The organism is Streptomyces sp. NPDC058284, from assembly GCF_042881135.1.
Classification (GTDB): Bacteria; Actinomycetota; Actinomycetes; order Streptomycetales; family Streptomycetaceae; genus Streptomyces.
Window position 1 is genome coordinate 1 of sequence record NZ_JBHVYE010000019.1, and the last position, 19293, is coordinate 19293.

Consider the following 19293-nt stretch of genomic DNA (forward strand, 5'->3'; position numbering starts at 1 on the left):
TTCCGACTCTATCAGACTCTTTCGTGTCCGACTTCCTCGGTGCCTTTCCGGTTCCCGCTCCGGCCTTTCGGCTTTCGCGTTTCCCTTTCCGGCGGCTCCGACTCTATCAGATCCTTTCGGGCCTGACTCCCAGTCGAAGTGGGGTTGTCTTCCCGGCTGTTGGGCCGTTCCGACGAGTGAGACTTTAGCGGAATCGCGGCTCCCGACCTAATCGGGGGCGTCCTTTCGAACGCCGATTCCTCATTTCGCAAATACGCATGAAAGCGGAACGAAGGCGAGTCCCAGAAGGGCGCACGACGTCGATCGCTTGAATGGTTCTTGCGGAATGGCTGCCCGGGGACCGACCATGTGGTCGACGCTCACGTCGGGCAACTCGGAGAACACTACGTAGCAGCCCCATGCGTGTCAACCCCGGACAACGGGCCCCTGGCGGGTCTAGTCTGGGGGCGTGACTACACGTGCGTACGCCCAACTGTGGTGGGCCGCCTGAGGGCGGCCGTACATACGCATGTACTTGACGGCCGCCGCCTCGGCGGCCGTTCTTGTTTCTCCCCCTGGAGGACCTGGAGCCCGGCGGCCGGGCCGGCGGTCCTGACCAGAAGGCGGAGAGATGACGAGGATCTTCAGCGGGGTAAAGCCGACGGGGCACCTGACCTTGGGCAACTACCTGGGAGCCATCCGGCAGTGGGCCGAGGTCGATCAGTACCGGGCCGACGCGCTGTTCAGCATCGTGGACCTGCACGCGCTGACGGTGGACCACGATCCGGGCCGGGTGCGCAGGCTCAGTCGTCAGGCGGCCACGCTGCTGCTCGCCTCCGGCATCGATCCCGAGCGGGCCACTGTCTTCGCCCAGAGTCATGTGGACGAGCACGCCCGGCTCTCGTATCTGCTCGAGTGCGTCGCGACGGACGGCGAGATGCGCCGGATGATCCAGTACAAGGAGAAGTCCGTGCTGGAGCAGGCGCGGGGCGGGAGTGTGCGGCTGTCGCTCCTCACGTATCCCGTGCTGATGGCGGCGGACATCCTGGCGTACGGCGCCGACGAGGTCCCGGTCGGCGATGACCAGACCCAGCACGTCGAGCTGACGCGGGACCTGGCGGTGCGGTTCAACCAGCGGTACGGACAGACCTTCGTGGTGCCCCGGGCCACCCCGCCCAAGGTGGCGGCGCGCGTCATGGACCTCCAGGACCCGACGTCGAAGATGGGCAAGTCCCACGAGTCCGGGGCCGGGATCGTCTACCTGCTCGATGAGCCGGAGGTCGTACGCAAGAAGATCCTGCGGGCCGTCACGGACAGCGGGACCGAAGTCGCGTTCGACCGGGCGTCAAAGCCGGGGGTGTCGAACCTGCTGGAGATCCTGGCGGCTTGCCGGGGTGGGAACCCAGAAGCCTTGAGCGGTGTATATGAGTCGTATGGCGCGCTGAAGAAGGACACCGCCGACGCCGTGGTGGAACTTCTCAGGCCCGTACAGGAACGGCACAAGGAGCTGATGGCGGACCCCGCCTATGTGGAGGAGGTGTTGCGAAGGGGAGCTGAGCGGGCCAGGGGAATGGCCAAGCCGACGGTGGACGGCGCCTATCGGTCGATCGGGCTGCTGCCGCCGGTGCCCGAGGCGCGGTAGGCATTCGGGGCGGGGTGCGTGCCGTCAGTTGTTTTTGCCGGAGGCCAGTTCGCGGCTGCGGTCGCGGGCTGCTTCCAGGGCGGCGATGAGGGCTGCGCGCACTCCGTGGTTCTCCAGCTCGCGGATCGCGTTGATCGTCGTGCCCGCGGGGGACGTGACGTTCTCGCGGAGCTTCACGGGGTGCTCGCCGCTGTCGCGGAGCATGACGGACGCGCCGATCGCTGCCTGGACGATGAGGTCGTGGGCGTTGTCGCGGGGCAGGCCGAGAAGGATGCCCGCGTCCGTCATGGCCTCGACGAGGAAGTAGAAGTACGCGGGGCCCGAGCCGGACAGGGCCGTGCAGGCGTCCTGCTGCGACTCGGGGACACGGAGGGTCTTGCCGACCGCGCCGAAGACAGCCTCCGCGTGGGCAAGGGCGTCGCCGGAGGCGTGACTGCCGGCGGAGATCACGGACATGCCCTCGTCGACGAGGACAGGCGTGTTCGGCATGACACGGACGACCGGAGTGCGCTCGGGCAGGCGCTCCTCGATGAAGGAGGTGGTGATTCCGGCGGCGGCGCTGATGACCAGGCGGTCAGGGGTGATGTGCGGGGCGATTTCGTCGAGCAGCTTGGCCATGTCCTGCGGCTTGCAGGCGAGGATCAGGGTGTCGGCCTGCTTGGCGGCGTCGGCGTTGCTGAGGGGGGTGACGCCGTAGCGGGTGCGGAGCTCGTCGGCGCGTTCTTGGCGGCGGGTGGTGACGAGGAGGTCGGTGGCCGCCCAGCCGCCGCGGATCATGCCGCTGAGCAGGGCTTCACCGATCTTTCCGGTGCCGAGAACTGCGACTTTCTGGCTGGTGTTGCTGCTCATGAACGGTGGCCTCCGGGGTTGCGTCGTCCGGGGACCATCCTCGCATCGGGGAGCCGGGGGCAGCGGCGGTGTCCGGTGGGCGGAACAGCGTGGAGAGAGGGGAGAAGAGGGAGGGCGGAGAGAGGAGAGGGCGGTCAGGCCATGCGGCGGCGCAGGGTGACTGCGCCGAGGGCGAGTACCAGGAGAGCGCAGGCGGCGACGATGACCACGTCGCGTATGAAGTCGCCGGTGATCTCGGGGTGGTGGAGTACCTCGTTCATGCCGTCGACGGCATACGACATGGGGAGGACGTCGGAGATGCGCTCCAGGACCGGCTGCATCGCGTCGCGCGGCGTGAACAGGCCGCAGAGGAGCAGTTGGGGGAAGATCACCGCCGGCATGAACTGAACGGCCTGGAATTCGGAGGCGGCGAAGGCCGAGACGAAGAGGCCGAGCGCGGTGCCGAGGAGGGCGTCGAGCAGGGCGACGAGGAGGAGGAGCCAGGCGGAACCGGTGACGTCCAGGCCGAGGGCCCACAGGGCGAGTCCGGTGGCGAGGGTCGACTGGATGACGGCGAGGGCGCCGAAGGCGAGGGCGTACCCGGCGATGAGGTCGCCTTTGCCGAGAGGGAGGGCGAGGAGGCGTTCGAGGGTTCCGGAGGTGCGTTCGCGGAGGGTGGCGATCGAGGTCACCAGGAACATCGTGATGAGCGGGAAGATCCCGAGGAGAGAGGCGCCGATGGAGTCGAAGGTCTGCGGGCTGCCGTCGAACACGTAGCGCAGGAGGGGCAGCATCAGGCAGGGGACCAGGATCATCAGCGCGATGGACCGCACGTCGTGGCGGAGCTGGAGAAGGACGCGGGCGGCGGTGGCGAAGGTGCGGTAGGCGTTCATCGGGGGCTCCTGGGTGGAGCCGGTCGGTCGGTGCCGGTGGTGCGTGCGGGTGCGGGTGTGGCGGGGGCTTCGGGGGTGGTTGCGGGGGTGGTTTCGGCTTCGGCTTTGTCCACCAGGTGGAGGAAGGCCGCTTCGACCGTTTCGGAGTGGGTGCGGGTGCGCAGGGCGTCGGGGGTGTCGTCGGCGAGGAGTTCGCCTTCGCGCATGAGGAGGAGGCGGTGGCAGCGTTCTGCCTCGTCCATGACGTGGGAGGAGACGAGGAGGGTGGCGCCGCGGTCGGTGGCGATGGTGTGGAAGAGGTTCCACAGGTCGCGGCGGAGGACGGGGTCGAGGCCGACGGTCGGCTCGTCGAGCACGAGGAGTTCGGGGGTGCCGAGGAGCGCGACGGCGAGGGAGACGCGGCTGCGTTGGCCGCCGGAGAGGTTGCCGGCCAGGGAGCCGGCGTGCGAGGTGAGGGCGACGTCGTCCAGGACGCGGGTGACGTGGGCGTGGCGGCGTTCGGCGGCGGTTCCCGGGCCGGGGTCGAGGACGGCCGCGAAGTAGTCGAGGTTCTGGCGGACGGAGAGGTCGTCGTAGACGGACGGGTCCTGGGTGACGTATCCGATGCGGGAGCGGAGAGCGGGGGCTCCCGCGGGGTGGTCGAGGACCTTCAGGGTGCCGGTGACGTTGGCCTGGCTGCCGACGATCGCGCGTATGAGCGTGGATTTGCCGCAGCCGGAGGGGCCGAGCAGGCCGGTGATCCGGCCTCGGGGGACGGCGAAGTCGAGGCCGTGCAGGACGGTGCGGGGGCCTCGGACGACCGTCAGGTTCTCGGCCAGGACGGCGGGGGTTTCGCGGTGGGTGGACGGGTCTTCGGCGGGTGGGGCGGACGTCGCCGGGTTCGTGGCTGCGGGGCTCGTGGCTGCGGGGCTCGTGGCTGCACGGTTGGCGGCTGCCGGGTTCGTGGCTGCGGGACTCGGCCCTCCTGCCGTGGCCTCTTCGGTGATGCCCCTGGCCTCCGGTCCGGGCGCTGCGGGAGTTTTATTCACCATGTGATGAATACTCCTCCCGGCGGCCGAGCCCGTCAAGGCGAGGGAGGGCTGGGGCGAGGGCTCCGGTTGGTCTGGTGGTCGGGGTGCGTGGGAGTGGCCGGAGCGCGAGGAGCAGGTCCACGAGGTAGCTCTCCCCGACCACGCCGTCCGGGAAGACCTTGAGCAGCTCCGCGCGCCCTTCGGCGAAGTCAAGAGCGGTCGTCAGGTTGCCGGTGCGGTGGGTCGCGCGGGCGGCCTTTTCGTCGACGCCGAGGAAGCGGGCGATGCGGGTGGTCTGCCGGCCGAGCCATGGTGTCTCGTGGTCCGTGCCGTTCCACCACAGAGCGAGAGCGCCGCCGGGGCGCAGTACGCGCATCGCCTCCGGCACGGATTGTTCCTGGTCCGTCCAGTGCCAGGTCTGGGCGTAGGTGATGAAGTCGGCCGAGCTGTCGGCCATCGGCAGCGCGTTGCCGTCGCCGCGTACGAGGGGTACGTGGGGCAGGGTGCGGCGGAACTGTTCCGCCATGCCGGGTTCTGGCTCGACCGCGACGACGTGTGCCCCTCGTTCGACCAGGGGGGCGGTGGCGATCCCGGTGCCCGCACCCACGTCCGCCACGCGTGCGTCGGCGAGGGGCTGCCCCGCGAGGCGCTCGACGGCGTCGAAGAGGGCAGGCGGGTAGGAAGGGCGGTGCTCGGCGTACTGGGCGGCGGCCGCGTTGAAGGAATGGGCGCGGGAGGCGGAGGGAGAGGGAGCGCTTGCGCTCTTCTCTAGCGCTTGCGCTTCTTCTTTCGGGTCGGGTTGCCTGTTCGTCGGGCCGTGCGCTTCTCGTACTCGGTGCGTGCCGTTTCGTACTCCTCGCGGTGCAGTTGTTCGCCCGGGGCCTCCTTCAGGGAGCGGAAGAAGTAGGCGAGGAGGCTGCCGACGAAGCCGATGGTCATCAGGCCGCGTGTCGAGGACTGCGAGGCCGGGTCGTGGCGGCGGGAGAACCCTTCCCAGGTGCGGCGGAAGGCGACGGCGCTGCAGATCGCGAACATCAGGACGACGAGCAGGTTCACGAACTTGCCCACCGCGGCGATGGCCAGGCCCTCATAGGCGAAGCGCAGTACGAAGCAGCCCGCGGCCGCCGCGACCAGTGAGCCGACGGCCACACCGGCGCGGCGGGCGCCGTAGCCGCCGTCGTGCGTGACCCAGGTCGTTCCGAAGAAGCGGAGGGGCTCGGGCCGGGGCCCCGGGGCCGTGGCGGTGGCGGATGGGTTCGCCGTGGCGGATGGGGTCGCCGCGCCGGACGTACCGGTGGGGCCGGGCGTACCGGTGGGGCCGGGCGTACCGGTGGGGCCGGGCGTACCGGTGGGGCCGGGCGTACCGGACGTACCGGTGGATGGGCCTTGGGTGCCGGGGTCTTCGCTCACCGTTTGATTATTGCCTGCCGTGCCGAACGGTCGGCGAAGCGCAGGCTCGCCCTTTTCGTCCCCCGCCTTGCCAGGCCGCCCCGCCCGGCGACTAGTTTGGTTGGCGTAAAGACGTAGCGGGGGCACACGGGAGGTCGGTGAGTATGACGCTCCGTGGCGGGGACCCGGAGGAGATCGGCGGTTATCCGCTCGAGGCGCGTCTCGGTTCGGGCGGCATGGGCACGGTCTACCTGGCGCGCACGGCGTCGGGGCGTCCCGTCGCGATCAAGCTGATCCATCGGCAGTTCGCGGACGACGACGAGTTCCGTATCCGGTTCCGGCAGGAGGTGGCGGCGGCCCGCCGGGTCAGCGGCGCCTTCACCGCGGCCGTGATCGACGCCGATCCGGAGGCCGAGCACCCGTGGATGGCCACGACGTACATCGAGGGCCACACGCTCGCGCAGCACATCTCCAAGAAGGGCCCCATCGGCGGCGCCGAGCTGCGCACGCTCGCCATCGGTCTGACGGAGGCGCTGCGCGACATCCACCGCGCGGGCGTCGTGCACCGTGACCTCAAGCCGTCCAACGTGGTCCTCTCCCCCGAGGGCCCGCGCGTCATCGACTTCGGGATCTCGCGCGCGGCGGACCAGCAGACGCTGACGATGACGGGGCGGGTGATCGGTACGCCGCCGTTCATGTCGCCGGAGCAGTTGCAGGCGCCGCGCGGGGTCGGTCCGCGCTCCGACGTGTTCTCGCTGGGCACGTTGCTGGTGTACGCGGCGACGGGGCAGGGCCCCTTCGACGCGGACAGCCCGTATATGACGGCCTATCAAGTGGTGCACGAGGCTCCGTCCCTCGGCGAGGTGCCGGACGCGCTGCGCGCGGTGGTCGAGCCGTGCCTCGACAAGGAGCCGGACGCGCGGCCCTCGGCCGACGAACTCCTCGTACGGCTGCGTGATCTGCCCTCCGATCTGGGCGGCGCAGCGGGTCCTGTCGACGGGGCGCGGCGCAGCACCCGGGAGACCGACACGCAGCACCATCTGGCGACGGACGACCACACTCCGGTGCCGAGTGCCGTAGCGGCGCGCACCGGCACCGACGAGGCCCCGGGGGCCGCGGGATCCGACACCGGTACGTTCCTCGGCCGTCGGCTGCGTCGGCGCTGGCGTCCGGTGCTCGCGGCCGCCGTGGCCGTGGCCGCGATCGGCGGCGGGGTCGCGGTGGTGCGGGCCGGCGGTTCGGACGGGGCGGGCGGCGCCGGTGACGAGGGGCGCGATCTCGCGGCGGCCGGGGCGCGGCTGCCGGGCGGTTTCGCGCCGTGGCACAAGACCGTGCCGGGCGGCCGTGCGGACATTCCGGACGAGTTGCGCTGTGTGGCGCGCGGCGACGCGCTGTTCTGCGGGGGCGGTGGCGTCGTCGCGACCCGGCTGAAGCTCTCCGACGGTTCCCGGGTCTGGACACAGAAGAGTCCCGGCGTACCGGTGCAGGGCATGCATCTGGTGGGCGCGACCGGCGACACCGTTCTCGGCTACCGCTTCGGGGCCGAGGGGGCGCCGGACGACGGCGTCGCCGAAGTGGTCGCCATCGACGCGGCCAAGGGCGACGAGCTGTGGTCGGTGCCGTCCGGTGCCCAGTCCACGGCGGTGACGGGCCGTACGCAGGACGCCGTGGTGATCGACTCGACCGTCGTGACGGTCGACGCGTCGAACACCCGGTTCGAGGCCCGGTGGGCGCACAGCGGCGAGGTGCGCTGGAAGGAACCATTCCCCTCGGGTGAGCAGTGCGCCCCGGTCCCTGCGGGCACGCGGCTGTACGCGATGTGCGCGCCGAGCGCCGAGGTGGCCGATGGCGAGGGGGTGCGCCACCCCACCCTGCACCTGGTCGACCTGGCCTCCGGAACCCTCGGCAGGGCCATCGCCGTCAAGGGCCCCGCCCAGCCGGTCGGCACCGCCGACGGCAGCCTCGTACTCCTGCACGAGCGGCGGGAGGGGCCCGCGACGACGGGGTACGACGGCGTGCTGCGGGTGGACCGGGACACGCGGAAGGTCGGGTACGCGCGGCTGCCGAAGACGTACGCGGGGACGCCGGGGCTGGCGGGCGGCAGCGTCTTCGTGAGCGGGCAGACCGGGCTCGTCACGGCGTTCGACCCGGCGACCGGCAGGAAGAAGTGGGACCGGCAGACCGGCGTCGAGGGTGTGTCGGGGCCGGTGGCCGGGGACGGCGACGGGGTCCTGTACCTCAGTTCGGCCAGCGGGCGGGTCGTCTCGCTCTCGTCGCGCGACGGCGAGCTGCTGGGGACGACCGACCCGCGGGCCGAGGGGCTCGCGGGCGAGGTGAACGCCAGCCCGCGCGTGACCGTCGCGGGGAGCGTGGTGGTCGTGGCGGCCGCGCGGAACACGGTGTTCGCCTACGACGCGACGAAGCCGCCGAAGTCCGGCTGAGAGCCTGTGTCATATCCCCGGCCGGGGCTCCGGCGGCGACAGGCCGGGCAGGTTCCGGTGGGCTCCGGTGGCTCCGGTGGGTTGCTCATGGCTTCCCGCCGCTCCCCCGGTGCCGCGGTGCCGCGGTGCCGCGGTGCCGCGGTGCCGCGGTGAGGAGCGTCAGCAGCGCGGTGCCACGTACCCGTCGCTGCCCGTACGGACGTACGTGTCCGAGACATAGCGGCCGCTGCCGATCCTGTCCCACAGCTTCGACGTGCCCTTCGGGCCCTTGACCGTCTCGCCGGGCTTCTGGCAGGCGATGGTGACGCGGGCGCCGGCGCGCAGGCGGCCGACCTTGCCGTACGAGGTGCCGGGCCCGGAGCGGACATTGACGTCCGCGGCGATCGAGTAGGTCCTGGCGGTCCTCGCCGCGGCGAGGTCGGCCTGACCGAGCCCGTCGACGATTTCGGGCGCGATGTCGGGCGTGATGTCGGGCGTGATGTCGACTTCAGCAGCGGCGTCGACCTCAGCCGCGATGTCGACTTCGGGCGTGATGACGTTCTCGCTCACTGTGCTCTCCCCCGTGACAGGGGCGCGGGCGCGCCCTCGGCGTGTTCTCACACCAAGGACGCGCCCGCGTCGGAAAAGGTTTCGGGACTCGGCTGAGACCGGTCTCGGCCGAGCCCGGTCTCAGCCGAGCTTCGACACGTCCCGCACCGCGCCCTTGTCGGCGCTCGTCGCCATCGCCGCGTACGCGCGCAGGGCGGCGGAGACCTTGCGCTCGCGGGCCTTGGGCGCGTAGACGCCGCCCAGGGCCTCGCGGCGGGCGGCCAGTTCGGCCTCCGGCACGAGGAGCTCGATCGAACGGCCGGGGATGTCGATGCGGATCCGGTCGCCGTCCTCGACCAGCGCGATCGTGCCGCCGGACGCCGCCTCGGGCGAGGCGTGGCCGATCGACAGACCCGACGTACCACCGGAGAAGCGGCCGTCGGTGACGAGGGCGCAGGCCTTGCCGAGGCCGCGGCCCTTGAGGAAGGAGGTGGGGTAGAGCATCTCCTGCATACCGGGGCCGCCCTTGGGGCCCTCGTAGCGGATGACCACGACGTCCCCTTCCTTGACGACCTTGTTGAGGATCTTCTCGACCGCTTCCTCCTGCGAGTCGCAGACGACCGCGGGGCCCTCGAAGGTCCAGATCGACTCGTCGACACCGGCGGTCTTCACGACGCAGCCGTCCTCGGCGATGTTGCCCTTGAGGACGCCGAGGCCGCCGTCCTTGGAGTAGGCGTGGGCGACGTCGCGGATGCAGCCGTTCGCGGCGTCCGTGTCGAGGGTGTCCCAGCGCTCGGACTGCGAGAAGGCCTCGGCGGAGCGCTTGCAGCCGGGGGCCGCGTGCCACAGCTCGTCGGCCTCGGCGGAGGCGGCTCCCGAGCGGATGTCCCAGGTGTCCAGCCACTCCTTGATGGAGGGTGAGTGGACCGTGTGCACGTCCTCGTTGAGGAGGCCGCCGCGGTAGAGCTCGCCGAGCAGCGCGGGGATGCCGCCCGCGCGGTGCACGTCCTCCATGTAGTACGTGGTGGTGGGCGCGGCGTTCGGCGCGACCTTGGCCAGGCACGGGACGCGGCGCGAGACGGCGTCGATGTCGGAGAGGTCGTAGTCCACCTCGGCCTCGCGGGCCGCGGCGAGCAGGTGCAGGATCGTGTTGGTGGAGCCGCCCATGGCGATGTCGAGGGCCATGGCGTTCTCGAAGGCGGCGCGGGTGGCGATGTTGCGCGGCAGGACGGAGGCGTCGTCACCGTCGTAGTAGCGCCTGGTGATGTCGACGACCGTGGCGCCCGCGCGCTCGTACAGCTCCTTGCGGGCGGTGTGCGTGGCGAGGACCGAGCCGTTGCCGGGCAGGGAGAGGCCGATGGCCTCGGTCAGGCAGTTCATCGAGTTGGCGGTGAACATGCCGGAACAGGAGCCGCAGGTCGGGCAGGCGTTCTCCTCGATACGGAGGATGTCCTCGTCCGAGACGCTCTCGTCGACGGCGTCGCTGATCGCGTTGACCAGGTCGAGCTTGCGGACCGTGCCGTCGACCAGCGTGGCCTTGCCTGCCTCCATCGGGCCGCCGGAGACGAACACCGTCGGGATGTTGAGGCGGAGCGCCGCCATCAGCATGCCCGGGGTGATCTTGTCGCAGTTGGAGATGCAGATCAGGGCGTCGGCGCAGTGCGCCTCCACCATGTACTCCACGGAGTCCGCGATCAGGTCGCGGGAGGGCAGCGAGTACAGCATTCCGCCGTGGCCCATCGCGATGCCGTCGTCCACGGCGATCGTGTTGAACTCGCGGGGGATGCCGCCTGCCTCGCGGATCGCGTCGGAGACGATGCGGCCGACCGGCTGCAGGTGGGTGTGGCCGGGCACGAACTCCGTGAAGGAGTTGGCCACGGCGATGATCGGCTTCCGCCCGATGTCGGCCCCGGGTACACCGGAGGCGCGCATAAGGGCGCGGGCGCCCGCCATGTTGCGGCCGTGGGTGACTGTGCGGGACCTGAGCTCGGGCATCGTCGCTCGCTCCTTCAGGAAATCGGCGATCTACGGAGAGACGGAGAGACAAGACTGCTGTCGAGCGTACGCCGCCGCTCCAGGATCTGGACAGGCTGTCCGGATGTCGGGACGGACGTCTCGGTGCGCGATCGTGCGCGGGCGCGGAGTGCGCGAGGTGCGGAGTGCGCGAGGTGCGCGGAGCGCCCTCTCCGGCGTACGCACCCGGCTTCACGCCCCCCGCCTTCACGCCCCGGTCAGATGCCCCTGCACCACCGGTGCCACCCGCGCCACGATCTGCTCCACGTCCGCCGAAGCCAGCGGTTCCACCTTGATCACGTACCGCAGCATGGCGATCCCCACCAGTTGCGCGGCGGCGAGCTCGGCCCGCAGTTCCGCGTCGGGGAGGTCGAGGCGGTGGGCGATGCGCCCGAGGAGCTGGGCGGCGACGAGACGGCGGAAGACGGCGGCGGCCGTGTCGTTGTTCATCGCCGAGCGCACGATGGCGAGCACCGGCGCGCGCGTCGCGGGGTTCTCCCAGATGCCGAAGATGAAGCGGGTCAGGCGCTCGCCGACCGCGTCGAGCGGGCCTTCCTCGATCGCTGCGGGCGCGTCGAGGGCGGGCGCGAAGGCGACCGTGATGGCCGCCTCGAAAACCTGCTCCTTCGTACCGAAGTAGTGGTGTACGAGTGCCGGGTCCACGCCCGCGGCCTTGGCGATGCCGCGCACGGACGTCTTCTCGTAGCCGCGTTCGGAGAACTCCTCGCGGGCCGCGCGCAGGATCTGATCGCGCGTGGCGGGCGCGGTCTCGGCCTGCGTACGGGACGGGCGTCCCCGGCGGCGCGGAGCGGTGGCCTCCGGTCGCGCGCCGGCGGTCACGAGCGGGGCACCTTCACCGCCGACGCCAGATGCAGCCGGGTGAAGGCGAGGGCCTCGGCGAGGTCGGCCTCGCGCTCGGCGCTGGACATCGCGCGCCGCGTGTTGACCTCGATGACGACGTGCCCGTCGAAGCCGGTGGCCGCCAGGCGCTCCAGTAGTTCGGCGCAGGGCTGCGTGCCGCGGCCGGGGACGAGGTGCTCGTCCTTGGCCGAGCCCTTGCCGTCGGCGAGGTGGACGTGGCCGAGCCGGTCGCCCATGCGGTCGATCATCTCCATCGCGTCCGTGCGGGCGGTCGCGGTGTGCGAGAGGTCGACGGTGAAGTGGCGGTAGTCGTCCTTGGTGACGTCCCAGTCGGGGGCGTACGCGAGCATCTCGCGGTCGCGGTAGCGCCAGGGGTACATGTTCTCCACGGCGAACCGGACGTCCGTCTCGTCGGCCATCCGCCAGATTCCGTCGACGAAGTCGCGCGCGTACTGCCGCTGCCAGCGGAAGGGCGGGTGCACGACGACGGTCGAGGCGCCCAGCTTCTCGGCGGCGGCCTGTGCGCGCCGCAGCTTGACCCAGGGGTCCGTGGACCAGACGCGCTGCGTGATCAGGAGGCAGGGCGCGTGGACGGCCAGGATCGGGATCTGGTGGTAGTCGCTCAGCCTGCGCAGAGCCTCGATGTCCTGGCTGACGGGATCCGTCCAGACCATGACCTCGACACCGTCGTAACCGAGGCGCGCGGCGATCTCGAAGGCCGTCGCCGTCGACTCCGGATAGACCGAGGCCGTCGACAGGGCGACCTTCGCATCCGGGATGCGCACCACTGGTTCTGCCACGAAGGACAGCGTACGGGCCGGGTCGGCGCGCCGGGGAGGTGGCCTCGTACCGCGCTGGTCAGGGACGGTTCCGGTCTCGCCGCGGCCTGTGCCGGGCCGCCCGTTCCCGCTTCGTTCAGTTCGTTCAGTATGCCCGGTTCGTCCAGTTCGTTCGGTACGCATAGGGCCTCAAGGCGCCGGAAGGTGGTCGAGCCGGCGCAGGATCACGCCCTCGCGCAGGGCCCACGGGCAGATCTCCACCGTCTCGACCCCGAAGAGGTCCATCGCGCCCTCCGCGACGAGCGCCCCCGCGAGCAGCTGTCCGGCCCGCCCCTCGGAGACGCCTGGCAGCTCCGCGCGCTCCCCCGTGGTCATCGCGGCGAGCTGCGGAACCCAGTCCTCCAGGGACCTTCGCTTCAGCTCCCGCTGTACGTAGAGGCCCTCCGCGGAGCGGGCGGCCCCGGCGAGACGGGCGAGCTGTTTGAACGTCTTCGACGTCGCCACGATGCGGTCGGGGGCGCCGAAGCGGGCGAACTCGCCCACCGTGCGGGCGATCTGGGCGCGCACGTGCCGCCGCAGCGCCTTGACGTCGGAGGGGTCCGGCGGGTCCGTCCGCAGCCAGGCGGCGGTGAGGCGGCCCGCGCCGAGCGGCAGGCTGGCCGCGGCGTCCGGCTCCTCGTCCAGGCCGTACGCGATCTCCAGCGAGCCGCCGCCGATGTCGAGGACGAGCAGCTTGCCCGCGGACCAGCCGAACCAGCGCCGGGCGGCCAGGAAGGTCAGCCGGGCCTCCTCCTCGCCCGACAGGACCTGAAGGTCGACGCCGGTCTCGTCCTTGACCCGGGTGAGCACCGCGTCGGCGTTGCTCGCCTCGCGCACGGCGGAGGTGGCGAAGGGCAGCACTTCCTCCACGCCCTTGTCCTCGGCGGCCTCCATCGCCTCACGGACGACGGTGACCAGCCGGTCGACGCCTTCGGGGCCTATGGCCCCGGCGGGATCGAGGAGTTGGGCAAGGCGCAGTTCGGCCTTGTGCGAGTGGGCGGGCAGCGGGCGCGCACCGGGATGGGCGTCGACCACGAGCAGATGCACCGTGTTCGACCCCACGTCGAGGACACCGAGTCTCATGTACGGAACGCTACGCCGCGTAGGGCGATTGGCTGGCCCCGGGCGGTCGGCCGCCCGCATACCCTGGAGACGTGCCAAAGACGAAAAAGGCGAAGACCGACAAATCGAAGTCGGGGAAGCCGTCGACGAAGCAGGCCGCGTCGGAGAAGCCGACGAAGCAGGGAGAGCCGGAGAAGGCCGAAAAGGCGGCAAAGGGCGCGAAGACCGGCAAAGCCTCAAAGGAGGCGAAGGCGGGCAGGCCGGAAAAGGCGGAGAAGCCTGGCAAGTCCGGCAAGCCCGCCAAGCTGCCCAAGCAGGGCAAGTCCGGGAAGCCGGAGCCGGACGAGAAGGGGCTCGACTTCGCCCGCGCCTGGGTGGAGTTCCCCGATCCGGCGGACGACGAGCAGGTCTTCCGCTGCGATCTGACCTGGCTGACCTCCCGGTGGAACTGCATCTTCGGAAACGGCTGCCAGGGCATCCAGCCGGGCCGCGCCGCCGACGGGTGCTGCACTCTGGGTGCCCATTTCTCGGACGAGGACGACGAGAAGCGGGTCGCCGGATACGTCGAGCGGCTCACGCCCGACATCTGGCAGCACCACGACGTGGGCCGGGAGACCGGCTGGGTCTCCACGGACGAGGACGGCGACCGCCAGACCCGTCCGTACAACGGCTCGTGCATCTTCCAGAACCGCCCCGGTTTCGCGGGCGGCGCCGGCTGCTCGCTGCACATCCTGGCGCTCAGGGAGGGCCGCGAGCCGCTGGAGACCAAGCCGGACGTCTGCTGGCAGCTGCCGGTGCGACGGACGTACGAGTGGATCGACCGGCCCGACGACACACGCGTCCTGCAGGTGTCGATCGGTGAGTACGACCGGCGTGGCTGGGGCCCCGGCGGCCACGACCTGCACTGGTGGTGCACGTCGGCGACGTCGGCGCACGGCGCGGGCGACCCGGTGTACGTCTCCTACCGCCCCGAGCTGATCGAGCTGATGGGCAAGGAGGGGTACGACCGGCTCGTGGAGCTGTGCGAGGAGCGTCTCGCCTCCCAGCTGCCGCTGGTGGCGCCGCACCCCGCGGATCCCGCACGTCCCGCGAGCCCTGCGAGCCTCCCGGCTTCTGCGGTTCCCGGGTCCTCCGCGTGACGCGTTCACGGTAGGCGCGGCGCTCAGCTCGGGCACGGCGCTCAGCTCGGGCACGGCCCTTCGTCGGGGCTCGGCCCTCAGCCGGGGCTCGGCCCTTCGTCGCCGTTGCCCGGCGGCGGTGACGAGTCTCCCGGGTCCTGCGGGTCCGAGGGCGTGGGCGTCGGGTCCGTGGGCGTCGGCGTGGGGCCGGGGTCGGAAGGTCCGGGGTCGGAGGGCCCCGGGTCCGAGGGTCCGGGGTCGGTCGGGTGGGGGCGGGGCGGGCCCGGGTCGGTGGGTTTCGGCCTCGGTCCCGGGTGGCCCGGTGGCCGCCCGGCCCCGTAACCGTCGATCGAGACGAGCGCGCCCGTAGGGGCGATGGAGACCCGTGCGCTCCAGTGACCCGCCGGTTCGCGGGCGTGGTCGACGTACACCTGGAGGGTGACCGACTCGCCCGGCGCGAGCGTCCCCGACGAGCGGCTCAAGTAGAGCCAGTACGCGCTCTCGCTCGCCGACCAGTGGACGGGGGCGCCGCCCGACGCCGTCAGCGTGATGAGTGTCGTGTCGCCGCTGGACCGGGCCCGGACGGTGAGGCGCCCGGAGCCGGTCGAGGAACCGGACGAGGACCCGCCGCTGATGACCTCCACGGAGACGTCGGGCGAGTGGCTGCCCGCGGTGAAGCGGGGCTCGGGGCCCTTGCGGGCGTTGCCCGCGTTCTCGTAGCTGTCCCGCGCGCGGTCGCTGCCGAAGCCGTCGGAGCCTTCGTCGCTCGCGCTGACCGAACGCCCGTCGTGTCCCTCGCCGGTGAGCGGCGCCCCGCGGTAGGCGGCCCAGAGGGCGAACACCGGGGCGGCCACCACGGTGGCGACGACGGTCGTCGTGACGGCACGCGCGCGGATGCGGTCCCGGCGGGCGGCATGGTCCTTGGGGTCCATCGGGAAGCCGCGCCGGTCGTAGCGGGGGACGGCGCCCCGCGCGCGTGGGAGGTGCGCCATCGCCACGTGGAGGGCGGCGCGCGGGGCCTCGACGACGGGGAGCGTGGCCGGGCTGACGGCCGTGCCCGGCCAGGCGCTGGACCCGGCGCGCTCGGCGGTGCGGCGGCAGCGCGGGCAGTCGTCGACGTGCCGGACGAGCTCGCGGCGCAGGGCGGCGCCGAGGAGCAGCTGGTTGTCGCCGGTGAGGCGGGCCACGATGGGGCAGCTGCCGGTCTCCACGACGGCGAGCGCGGCGCGGGTGCGCTCCACTTCGCAGGCGGCGGAGGCGAGGAGGCTGCGGGTCTTGGTGAGGTCCATGCCGAGGACGGCGGCGACCTCGGCCGGGGTGAGCTGGTGGCGTACGGCCAGTTCGAGGGCTTCGCGCTGCTCGGGCGTCGTACCTGCGGCCTCCGGCCAGGCCAGCTTGGCGAGTTCGCGGTGCTGCTGACGGGCGGTGTCTTCCGAAGTGCCGGGTTCATTCGCCCCGCTCGCCTCTCGCTCGGCGCTTTTGGGGGCGTGAGAGGCGTGGGAGGCGTGAGAGGAGTGGGAAGCGCGGGAGGCGTGCGCGTGTCTGCCCTCGCGGCTGCGTTTGGCCTCGGCGAGCCGGCGCAGGCAGACCCAGCGGGCGAGGGCGTAGAGCCAGGCCTTGAGGTCGCCGTCGGCCTCCGGTCCGCGGGTGCCCCGGCGCTCGGCGAGATGCAGCACGTCACCCAGGGCCGCGGCCGCCGCGTCGTGATCGCAGAGCACGGACAGGCAGTACGTGAACAGACCGTCCAGGAACGGCTCGTAGCGCGCGGGCAGAGTGGGGCCGGGCGCCGGTCGTGGCACCACGCGCTTGTGCGCGTCACGGTGCGCCCGGTGTGCGCCGGTTGCGTTCGTGGAAGTTTCCGCCCTGCTGCTCGTCACCCGTGCGAAGTTAGGTGGCTGCTGCAGTTCCCTTCCTCTCTCTCCAGCACTTTTAACCCTTACGGGTGAACAGATCCCTCAAAAGGGGACAGGAACCCGCGATTCCGTGGCCTTGGCTAGTACTCCGGGCGAGGACGGAGTGGACGAGGTACGACGCCGGGACACGTTGTCAGTGGGCTCGGCTACGGTTTCGAGCATGGCTGCCCGTACGAAATCCACCAAGGACCGTCCGTCCTACCGCTGCACCGAATGCGGTTGGCAGACGGCCAAGTGGCTCGGCCGCTGCCCCGAGTGCCAGGCCTGGGGGACGGTCGAGGAGTACGGCGCGCCCGCGGTCCGCACGACCGCCCCCGGCCGGGTCACTTCGTCCGCCGTCCCGATCGGCGAGGTCGACGTGCGCCGGGCCACCGCGCGTTCCACCTGCGTGCCCGAGCTTGACCGGGTGCTCGGCGGCGGCCTCGTCCCCGGCGCCGTCGTGCTCCTCGCGGGCGAGCCGGGCGTCGGCAAGTCCACCCTCCTCCTTGACGTCGCGGCGAAGGCGGCCAGCGAGGAGCACCGCACGCTCTATGTGACGGGCGAGGAGTCGGCGAGCCAGGTCCGGCTGCGTGCCGACCGCATCGGCGCGATCGACGACCACCTGTACCTGGCGGCGGAGACCGACCTGTCCGCCGTCCTCGGCCACCTGGACGCGGTCAAGCCCTCGCTCCTGGTCCTCGACTCGGTCCAGACGGTCGCCTCGCCCGAGATCGACGGGGCGCCCGGCGGCATGGCGCAGGTCCGCGAGGTCGCAGGGGCGCTGATCCGCGCCTCCAAGGAGCGCGGCATGGCCACGCTCCTGGTCGGCCACGTCACCAAGGACGGCGCCATCGCAGGACCCCGCCTCCTCGAGCATCTCGTCGACGTGGTCCTGCAGTTCGAGGGCGACCGGCACGCGCGTCTGCGCCTCGTACGAGGCGTCAAGAACCGGTACGGGACGACGGACGAGGTCGGCTGCTTCGAACTGCACGACGAGGGCATCACCGGACTCGCCGACCCCAGCGGCCTCTTCCTCACCCGCCGCGCCGAGCCCGTCCCCGGCACCTGCCTCACCGTCACCCTGGAGGGCCGCCGCCCCCTGGTCGCCGAGGTCCAGGCGCTCACCGTCGACTCGCAGATCCCGAGCCCGCGCCGCACCACCTCCGGCCTGGAGACCTCCCGCGTCTCGATGATGCTGGCCGTCCTGGAGCAGCGCGGCCGGATCACGGCCCTCGGCAAGCGCGACATCTACAGCGCGACGGTCGGCGGCGTGAAGCTGACGGAGCCCGCCGCGGACCTCGCCGTCGCCCTCGCCCTGGCCAGCGCCGCCAGCGACACTCCCCTGCCCAAGAACCTCGTCGCGATCGGGGAAGTGGGCCTGGCGGGCGAGGTCAGACGGGTCACGGGCGTCCAGCGCAGACTGGCCGAAGCGCACCGCCTGGGCTTCACCCACGCCCTCGTACCGGCCGACCCCGGCAGGATCCCCGCCGGTATGAAGGTCATCGAAGTCGCCGACATGGGTGACGCCCTGCGTGTCCTTCCGACCTCTCGTCGCCGAGAGGCCCCACGGAAGGAGGAAGAGCGCCGGTAGACTTTGCCCTGGTCTCGCCCATCCGTACGAAGCGCCGCATGACGCTCCGTACGAAACAAGGTGTCGGCAGAGGCTTGGACAACCTGCGACCGAGGGAGTGCAGTGGCAGCCAACGACCGGGCAGCGGTTCCCGGCAAGCCGGGTTCAGGCTCCGGTGCCGATGGGCTGATGCGCGCCTCCCTGAGCGCCGTCGCGCCCGGCCAGGCACTGCGTGACGGACTCGAGCGCATCCTCCGCGGCAACACCGGCGGCCTCATCGTCCTCGGCTGGGACAAGACGGTCGAGTCGATGTGTACGGGCGGCTTCATCCTGGACGTCGAGTTCACGGCGACGCGCCTGCGTGAGCTGTGCAAGCTCGACGGCGGCATCGTCCTCGACAAGGACATCACCAAAATCCTGCGCGCCGGCGTGCAGCTGGTGCCGGACCCGACGATCCCCACGGAGGAGACGGGCACGCGGCACCGCACGGCGGACCGGGTGAGCAAGCAGGTCGGCTTCCCCGTCGTCTCGGTCTCCCAGTCGATGCGCCTGATCGCGCTGTACGTGGACGGGCAGCGCCGCGTCCTCGAGGACTCGGCGGCGATCCTCTCCCGCGCCAACCAGGCGCTCGCCACCCTGGAGCGGTACAAGCTCCGCCTCGACGAGGTCGCGGGCACGCTCTCCGCGCTGGAGATCGAGGACCTGGTGACGGTGCGGGACGTGACCGCGGTCGCCCAGCGCCTCGAAATGGTGCGGCGCATCGCCACGGAGATCGCCGAGTACGTGGTGGAGCTCGGCACGGACGGGCGCCTTCTCGCCCTCCAGCTGGACGAGTTGATCGCGGGCGTCGAGCCCGAGCGCGAGCTGGTCGTCCGGGACTACGTTCCCGAGCCGACGGCCAAGCGGTCACGTACGGTCGACGAGGCGCTCGCGGAGCTGGACTCCCTGACGCATGCCGAGCTCCTCGAACTGCCGACGGTGGCACGGGCGTTGGGTTACACGGGCTCGCCCGAGGCGCTGGACTCGGCGGTCTCCCCCCGGGGCTTCCGCCTCCTCGCCAAGGTCCCCCGGCTCCCCGGCGCGATCATCGACCGCCTCGTGGAGCACTTCGGCGGCCTGCAGAAGCTGCTCGCCGCCAGCGTGGACGACCTCCAGACGGTGGACGGAGTCGGAGAGGCGCGGGCACGGAGCGTACGGGAGGGGCTCTCGCGGTTGGCGGAGTCCTCCATCTTGGAGCGGTACGTCTAGC

The 19293-nt window shown here is 71.5% G+C and carries 15 protein-coding genes and 1 pseudogene; 5 read left to right on the top strand and 11 right to left on the bottom strand.

Features of this window, described 5'->3' with window-relative positions; translation table 11 throughout:
• Window positions 1–610 precede the first annotated feature (610 nt).
• Entirely contained in the window at window positions 611–1621 is a 1011-nt protein-coding gene (gene trpS, locus ACFVYR_RS24855; RefSeq protein WP_384259065.1) for a tryptophan--tRNA ligase, read from the top strand.
• Between the two features lie 24 nt (window positions 1622–1645).
• Here trpS and proC read toward each other — a convergent pair whose 3' ends face one another.
• The 5 genes and pseudogenes from proC to ACFVYR_RS24880 form a co-directional block, all read right to left on the bottom strand.
• Window positions 1646–2470 carry a pyrroline-5-carboxylate reductase gene (gene proC, locus ACFVYR_RS24860; RefSeq protein ID WP_384259067.1) on the bottom strand — a complete coding sequence of 275 codons (825 nt, stop codon included), beginning with the start codon at window positions 2468–2470 and terminating at the stop codon, window positions 1646–1648.
• Window positions 2471–2604: 134 nt separating this feature from the next.
• Window positions 2605–3342, bottom strand: a complete 738-nt coding sequence (locus ACFVYR_RS24865) for an ABC transporter permease (protein WP_384259069.1) — start codon at window positions 3340–3342, stop codon at window positions 2605–2607.
• Window positions 3339–4373, bottom strand: coding sequence for an ABC transporter ATP-binding protein (locus tag ACFVYR_RS24870; RefSeq protein ID WP_384259071.1), 1035 nt, complete (start codon window positions 4371–4373; stop codon window positions 3339–3341). Before ACFVYR_RS24870 ends, ACFVYR_RS24865 begins: the two co-directional genes overlap by 4 nt.
• A pseudogene (locus ACFVYR_RS24875) lies at window positions 4363–5091 on the bottom strand (class I SAM-dependent methyltransferase); the annotation flags it as partial. The gene ACFVYR_RS24870 and the pseudogene ACFVYR_RS24875, both read right to left, overlap by 11 nt.
• A 29-nt stretch (window positions 5092–5120) precedes the next feature.
• The gene (locus tag ACFVYR_RS24880) at window positions 5121–5762 is read right to left on the bottom strand and encodes an EamA/RhaT family transporter (protein WP_384259073.1); all 642 of its coding nucleotides are present in this window, start codon (window positions 5760–5762) and stop codon (window positions 5121–5123) included.
• A gap of 143 nt (window positions 5763–5905) precedes the next feature.
• Here ACFVYR_RS24880 and ACFVYR_RS24885 point away from each other — a divergent pair, with 143 nt between their 5' ends.
• Window positions 5906–8182 carry a protein kinase gene (locus tag ACFVYR_RS24885; protein ID WP_384259076.1) on the top strand — a complete coding sequence of 759 codons (2277 nt, stop codon included), beginning with the start codon at window positions 5906–5908 and terminating at the stop codon, window positions 8180–8182.
• Window positions 8183–8341: 159 nt separating this feature from the next.
• On the opposite strand, the gene ACFVYR_RS24890 is transcribed toward ACFVYR_RS24885, so the two are convergent.
• The 5 genes from ACFVYR_RS24890 to ACFVYR_RS24910 all read right to left on the bottom strand — a co-directional run bounded on the left by ACFVYR_RS24890 (window position 8342) and on the right by ACFVYR_RS24910 (window position 13485).
• The gene (locus ACFVYR_RS24890) at window positions 8342–8731 is read right to left on the bottom strand and encodes an SH3 domain-containing protein (RefSeq protein WP_384259078.1); all 390 of its coding nucleotides are present in this window, start codon (window positions 8729–8731) and stop codon (window positions 8342–8344) included.
• Window positions 8732–8851: 120 nt separating this feature from the next.
• Window positions 8852–10705 (bottom strand): dihydroxy-acid dehydratase, encoded by a 1854-nt coding sequence (ilvD, locus tag ACFVYR_RS24895; protein WP_384259080.1) that lies wholly within the window; start codon window positions 10703–10705, stop codon window positions 8852–8854.
• Window positions 10706–10930: 225 nt separating this feature from the next.
• Window positions 10931–11563: a TetR family transcriptional regulator gene (locus ACFVYR_RS24900; RefSeq protein WP_384259083.1), complete on the bottom strand. Its 633-nt coding sequence runs from the start codon at window positions 11561–11563 to the stop codon at window positions 10931–10933.
• Complete coding sequence (locus tag ACFVYR_RS24905) at window positions 11560–12384, bottom strand: sugar phosphate isomerase/epimerase family protein (RefSeq protein WP_384259085.1); 825 nt, start codon at window positions 12382–12384, stop codon at window positions 11560–11562. The genes ACFVYR_RS24900 and ACFVYR_RS24905 overlap by 4 nt, the downstream gene beginning before the upstream one ends.
• Before the next feature lie 168 nt (window positions 12385–12552).
• Window positions 12553–13485 carry a Ppx/GppA family phosphatase gene (locus tag ACFVYR_RS24910; protein WP_384259087.1) on the bottom strand — a complete coding sequence of 311 codons (933 nt, stop codon included), beginning with the start codon at window positions 13483–13485 and terminating at the stop codon, window positions 12553–12555.
• 71 nt (window positions 13486–13556) lie between these two features.
• Here ACFVYR_RS24910 and ACFVYR_RS24915 point away from each other — a divergent pair, with 71 nt between their 5' ends.
• A complete protein-coding gene (locus ACFVYR_RS24915) occupies window positions 13557–14603 on the top strand; it encodes a hypothetical protein (protein ID WP_384259090.1) in 1047 nt (348 codons plus the stop codon).
• A 77-nt stretch (window positions 14604–14680) separates the two neighbouring features.
• Here the strand turns inward: ACFVYR_RS24915 and ACFVYR_RS24920 are convergent, their stop codons facing one another.
• The gene (locus ACFVYR_RS24920; protein WP_384259092.1) at window positions 14681–16459 is read right to left on the bottom strand and encodes a hypothetical protein; all 1779 of its coding nucleotides are present in this window, start codon (window positions 16457–16459) and stop codon (window positions 14681–14683) included.
• Between the two features lie 196 nt (window positions 16460–16655).
• On the opposite strand from ACFVYR_RS24920, the gene radA reads away from it, so the two are divergent.
• Both radA and disA read left to right on the top strand, forming a co-directional pair.
• Window positions 16656–18065 carry a DNA repair protein RadA gene (gene radA, locus ACFVYR_RS24925; RefSeq protein ID WP_384259094.1) on the top strand — a complete coding sequence of 470 codons (1410 nt, stop codon included), beginning with the start codon at window positions 16656–16658 and terminating at the stop codon, window positions 18063–18065.
• A gap of 102 nt (window positions 18066–18167) precedes the next feature.
• Window positions 18168–19292: a DNA integrity scanning diadenylate cyclase DisA gene (disA, locus tag ACFVYR_RS24930; RefSeq protein ID WP_384259096.1), complete on the top strand. Its 1125-nt coding sequence runs from the start codon at window positions 18168–18170 to the stop codon at window positions 19290–19292.
• Window position 19293 lies beyond the last annotated feature (1 nt).

Coding starts and splice junctions, on each gene's coding strand:
- ACFVYR_RS24870 (WP_384259071.1), bottom strand. CDS start 4,373: ATGGTGAATAAAACTCCCGCAGCGCCCGGACCGGAGGCCAGGGGCATC.
- ilvD (WP_384259080.1), bottom strand. CDS start 10,705: ATGCCCGAGCTCAGGTCCCGCACAGTCACCCACGGCCGCAACATGGCG.
- radA (WP_384259094.1), top strand. CDS start 16,656: ATGGCTGCCCGTACGAAATCCACCAAGGACCGTCCGTCCTACCGCTGC.
- trpS (WP_384259065.1), top strand. CDS start 611: ATGACGAGGATCTTCAGCGGGGTAAAGCCGACGGGGCACCTGACCTTG.
- ACFVYR_RS24865 (WP_384259069.1), bottom strand. CDS start 3,342: ATGAACGCCTACCGCACCTTCGCCACCGCCGCCCGCGTCCTTCTCCAG.
- ACFVYR_RS24885 (WP_384259076.1), top strand. CDS start 5,906: ATGACGCTCCGTGGCGGGGACCCGGAGGAGATCGGCGGTTATCCGCTC.
- proC (WP_384259067.1), bottom strand. CDS start 2,470: ATGAGCAGCAACACCAGCCAGAAAGTCGCAGTTCTCGGCACCGGAAAG.
- ACFVYR_RS24910 (WP_384259087.1), bottom strand. CDS start 13,485: ATGAGACTCGGTGTCCTCGACGTGGGGTCGAACACGGTGCATCTGCTC.